We start from the raw sequence: 4,179 nt of genomic DNA on the forward strand, positions 1-4,179 counted from the left end.
CGCACCCCCCCGGCACCCACCGGCGCGAACGGCCTCCGCGCCGACGTCAGCCTACGGCGGCGGACGCGGACGCGGAGGAGGGGCATCGGGGCGGTGGAGACGGAGCCGCCGGCCCGCGGGCGGGGTCAGCCGAGGGCCTTGTGGACGATCTCGGCGCAGGTGGCGACGTCGAGCGCCAGGCCCTGGTGGTCACCGGGGAAGACGAGCGGCTCGACCCCGAGCCGCTCCGCGAGCACCCTGGCGGACGCGGCGGGAACGCCGCCGCCCGAGTCCGCTCCCACGCCGACGGCGATCGGCACGGGGCCGGAGCGCAGCGCGGCGACGTCGGGCTCGAAGCGCAGCACGGGCAGCAGCACGTGGGCGAGGAAGTAGTCGAGGTTCCGCTGGATGCGGCCCATCATCTCCAGCGCCTCGGGCGGCATGTGGGCGAAGTCGGGCGGCGCGGGGGGCGTGCCGCCTTCTCCTTGGACGGTGGAGACGAACTTCCGCATCGCCGGACCCGCGCCCTGGTCGCGGTAGGTGTCGTACACATCCTGGAAGGTCGCCCGCCAGTGCTCCCGGTCGGGCAGCAGCTCGGGGATCGGCGGCTCGTGCACCACCAGGGCACGCACCCGGCCGGGGTGGCGGACCGCCAGGTCCAGGGCGGTGAGCGCGCCGCCGCTGTTGCCCAGCACGTAAGCCGGCTCGTCGCCCAGGGCGGCCAGCAGGCGGCGGGCGTCCTCGCCGAAGACCGCGACGTCCTGGTCGGCGGGCGGTTCCGTGAGGGGGCTGCGGGACAGGCCGCGCTGGTCGTAGGTGACGACGGTGTAGCGGCCGGACAGGCTCGCGGCGAGCCCGGCCAGCGCTGCGGCGTCGGCGGGCGCACCGGGGATCATCAGCAGCAGCGGTCCGGTCCCCCGGACCTCGTAGTGCAGGCGTGCCCCGGGAACCGCGAGCGTCCTGATCTCGGCGTCGTTCATCGGTGTTCTCCGTTCGTGTCGCACAGGGATCAGGCGGGCCGGTAGGTCAGGTCGAGCACGCCGGTGGTGAAGGCGGTGGACCGGGTGAGCTCGAGAGGCACGGGGGCGGCGTCTTCGGGGAACAGGCGCCGCCCGGTGCCGACGACGAGCGGGTGGACCAGCAGGCGCAGCTCGTCCAGGACTCCGGCCCGCAGGAGAGCGCGAACCAGGCTGATGCTGCCCGCCAGGGCGATCGTGCCGCCGGGCCGCTCCTTGAGCTCCTTCACGGCGGCGACGACGTCGCCCCCGATGAGGGCCGTGCCGGCCCAGCCGGCCGTCGTCAGGGTGCTGGAGGCGACCAGCTTGCGGATGCCGTTGATCGCGTCGGCCATCTCACCGGTCTGGTGCGGCCAGACGGCGGCGAACGCCTCGTAGGTGACACGGCCCATCAGCAGGGTGTCGGCCTCGGCGTACATCTGGCCGACCGCCGCGCCCATCTCCTCGTTCAGGTAGGGGAAGTGCCACGTCTCGGGCGCCTCCACGACGCCGTCCAGCGACACGAACAGCCCGGCGACGACTTTCCTCGCAGTCACGCGATCACTCCTCAGGAAGACCTCTGCTGACCGGCCGAGTGGCCGAACGAGAAGCAAGATTGTATTTTGCAAGCAGAGTTTGTCAACCGAAGCATGGAGTAGGATCTGCAGCATGACGGTTCGTGAGTACGGGCAGTTCTGCGGGCTGGCCCGCGCGATGGAGATGGTCGGCGAACGCTGGACCCTGCTGATCGTCCGCAACCTGCTCTCCGGGCCCCAGCGCTACACCGACCTGCGCAAGGGCCTGTCCGCCATCCCCACCAACATTTTGTCGGCCCGCCTCAAACAGCTCGAGGAGGCGGGACTGGTCGCGCGCCGCGCGCTGCCGCATCCCGAGCGCGCGGTCGTGTACGAGCTCACCGGATACGGACGCGAACTCGAGCCGGCCCTGGTCGCGCTGGGCCGCTGGGGCGCCCGGACGATGACCGAGCCCCGCCCCGGCGAAGTCATCACGCCGGAGTCGGTGGCCATGGCCTTCCGCACCACCTACCGGCCGGAAGCGGCCCGGGGCACGACCGTCGGCTACGAGGTCCGGATGGGCGGCTTCACCCTCCGCCTGCAGATCACCGACGGGGTCCTGACGGTCGGCATCGGCCCGCACCCCGCCCCCGACCTCGTCGTCGAGAGGTTGGGCGACCAGGGTGTCCACGCGTTGATGACCGGTGCCAAGACCCCCGGGCAGGCACTGGCCGACGGCAGCGTGGGTGTGGAGGGCGACCCCGCGCTTCTCCACCGGTTCGTCGAGACGTTCCGCTTCTGACCGCTCCCGTCGCGGCGCGGAACGGACCGCGCCGAGATCTGCCGCCTCGCGGGGCGGGGTACGCAGCATGGTGTGCTGCGATTCGCGCGATACCGGGCTGGAGGAGATGACCGATGACAATCGCGGGAATCCGCCGGAACGGCGGCCCGGTCCAGGTCGGACGCCTCGCCACGGCGCGCGACCGGATCGCCGGCGACGACGCCCGGGGGCGCGGCGCATGACCCGGCTGGGCGCCCGCGCGCTGATCGACGCCACGGTCGACCCCGGCACCTTCCGCTCCTGGGACGAGCCGATCGACCGCACCGGACACGACGCCGGCTACCGCGCCGCGCTGGAGCGGGCGGAGACGAAGGCCGGCACCGACGAGGCCGTGCTCACCGGCCGGGCGCTGATCCGCGGGCACGCGGCCGCGCTCGTCGTCAGCGAGTTCCGCTTCCTCGGCGGCTCCATCGGAGTGGCCACGGCGGAGCGCATCGTCGCCGCCGTACGGCGGGCGACCCGCGAACGGCTGCCGCTGATCGCCGCGCCGGCCTCGGGCGGCACCCGCATGCAGGAGGGCACGCCGGCGTTCGTCCGGATGATCGAGATCAGCCGGGCGGTGGTCGCGCACAAGGCCGCCGGCCTGCCCTACCTCGTCTACCTGCGCCATCCCACGACCGGAGGCGTGTTCGCCTCCTGGGGGTCCCTCGGGCACGTCGCGGTCGCCGAGCCCGGCGCGCTCATCGGCTTCCTCGGCCCGCTCGTCTACCAGACCCTGCGCGGGGAGCCGTTCCCCGAGGGCGTCCAGGTGGCCGAGAACCTCGTCGCCAAGGGGATCCTCGACGCCGTCGTCCCCACGGATGAGCTGGCCGGCGTGGCCGCCCGCGCGCTCGCCCTTCTCTCCGGGGCACGCCGTCCGGCGGCGGAGACGCCGCCGCGAGAGACGTCGGCGGAGACGGGCGCGGTGGACGCCGGAGGCGACGCATGGTCCTCGATCACCCTCACCCGCAGGCCCGACCGGCCCGGCGTACGGGAGCTGCTGCGGCACGCCGCCGACGACGTCCTGCCGCTGAACGGCACCCAATCCGGGGAGACCGACGACGCGCTCCTGCTGGCGCTCACCTCGTTCTGCGGCACTGCCTGCGTGCTCGTCGGGCAGGACCGGCGCCCCCAGTCCCAGCACCGTCCCCTGGGCCCGGCCGCGCTGCGCGGCGCCCGGCGCGGCATGCGCCTCGCCCAGGAGCTGCGCCTGCCGCTGATCTGCGTCATCGACACCCCCGGGGCGGACCTGTCCGCCGCCGCCGAGGAGGGCGCGCTGGCCGGGGAGATCGCCCGCTGCCTGGCCGAGATGGTGGAGCTCACCATCCCCACCGTCTCCGTGCTGCTGGGCGAGGGCAGCGGCGGTGGCGCGCTGGCCCTGCTGCCGTCCCGCCGGGTGATCGCGGCCGGCAACGCGTGGCTGTCCCCCCTGCCGCCGGAGGGCGCCAGCGCGATCCTGCACGGCGACCCCGGGCTCGCGCCCCAGGTCGCCCGCCGGCAGCGGGTGCGCGCGGCCGACCTGCTCGCCGCGGGCGTCGTGCACGCCGTCGTGCCGGAGCCGGTGCCCGCGCACGTCGATCCGGCCGGGTTCGCCCGCCGCGTCGCCGATGAATGCCTGCGTCAGATCGAGAGCCAGCGCCACACCGCGGAGTGAGAGGCCTCCGGGACGCCGCCCTCAGTTGCCCCATCCGGGGCCCTGCGGCCCGTTCTGCGGAGGCGCCTGCGGGCGCCCGTGGCCCGGGGGCGGCGGGCCCTGCGCGGGGCCGCGGCCCGGCCCACCCGGCCCCTGCCGATACCAGGGCGGCACGGCGGGGCCGCCGCCCGGCCACTTGCCGGGGTACGCTCCGGGCGCCCCACCACCCGGCAAGTG

At 74.7% G+C, this 4,179-nt stretch carries 4 protein-coding genes and 1 pseudogene; 2 read left to right on the top strand and 3 right to left on the bottom strand.

The genetic code is table 11. From position 1 onward, the window contains the following. Positions 1 to 125 precede the first annotated feature (125 nt). Positions 126 to 959, bottom strand: a complete 834-nt coding sequence (locus AB0J39_RS38435) for an alpha/beta hydrolase (protein WP_363473985.1) — start codon at positions 957 to 959, stop codon at positions 126 to 128. 29 nt (positions 960 to 988) lie between these two features. Next, a complete protein-coding gene (locus tag AB0J39_RS38440) occupies positions 989 to 1,531 on the bottom strand; it encodes a dihydrofolate reductase family protein (protein WP_363473987.1) in 543 nt (180 codons plus the stop codon). A 112-nt stretch (positions 1,532 to 1,643) separates the two neighbouring features. Here AB0J39_RS38440 and AB0J39_RS38445 point away from each other — a divergent pair, with 112 nt between their 5' ends. Both AB0J39_RS38445 and AB0J39_RS38450 read left to right on the top strand, forming a co-directional pair. Next, positions 1,644 to 2,291, top strand: a complete 648-nt coding sequence (locus tag AB0J39_RS38445) for a winged helix-turn-helix transcriptional regulator (protein WP_363473989.1) — start codon at positions 1,644 to 1,646, stop codon at positions 2,289 to 2,291. Between the two features lie 217 nt (positions 2,292 to 2,508). Then, complete coding sequence (locus AB0J39_RS38450) at positions 2,509 to 3,963, top strand: carboxyl transferase domain-containing protein (RefSeq protein ID WP_363473991.1); 1,455 nt, start codon at positions 2,509 to 2,511, stop codon at positions 3,961 to 3,963. Between the two features lie 21 nt (positions 3,964 to 3,984). Here AB0J39_RS38450 and AB0J39_RS38455 read toward each other — a convergent pair. Further along, positions 3,985 to 4,179: pseudogene (locus tag AB0J39_RS38455) on the bottom strand (hypothetical protein); the annotation flags it as partial.

It is taken from the genome of Microbispora sp. NPDC049633 (assembly GCF_040675265.1).
In the GTDB taxonomy this organism is placed as follows: domain Bacteria; phylum Actinomycetota; class Actinomycetes; order Streptosporangiales; family Streptosporangiaceae; genus Microbispora; species Microbispora maris.

Excerpts from the sequence above, each read along its gene's own strand:
- AB0J39_RS38435 (WP_363473985.1), bottom strand. The coding sequence starts at position 959 with ATGAACGACGCCGAGATCAGGACGCTCGCGGTTCCCGGGGCACGCCTG.
- AB0J39_RS38445 (WP_363473989.1), top strand. The coding sequence starts at position 1,644 with ATGACGGTTCGTGAGTACGGGCAGTTCTGCGGGCTGGCCCGCGCGATG.
- AB0J39_RS38450 (WP_363473991.1), top strand. The coding sequence starts at position 2,509 with ATGACCCGGCTGGGCGCCCGCGCGCTGATCGACGCCACGGTCGACCCC.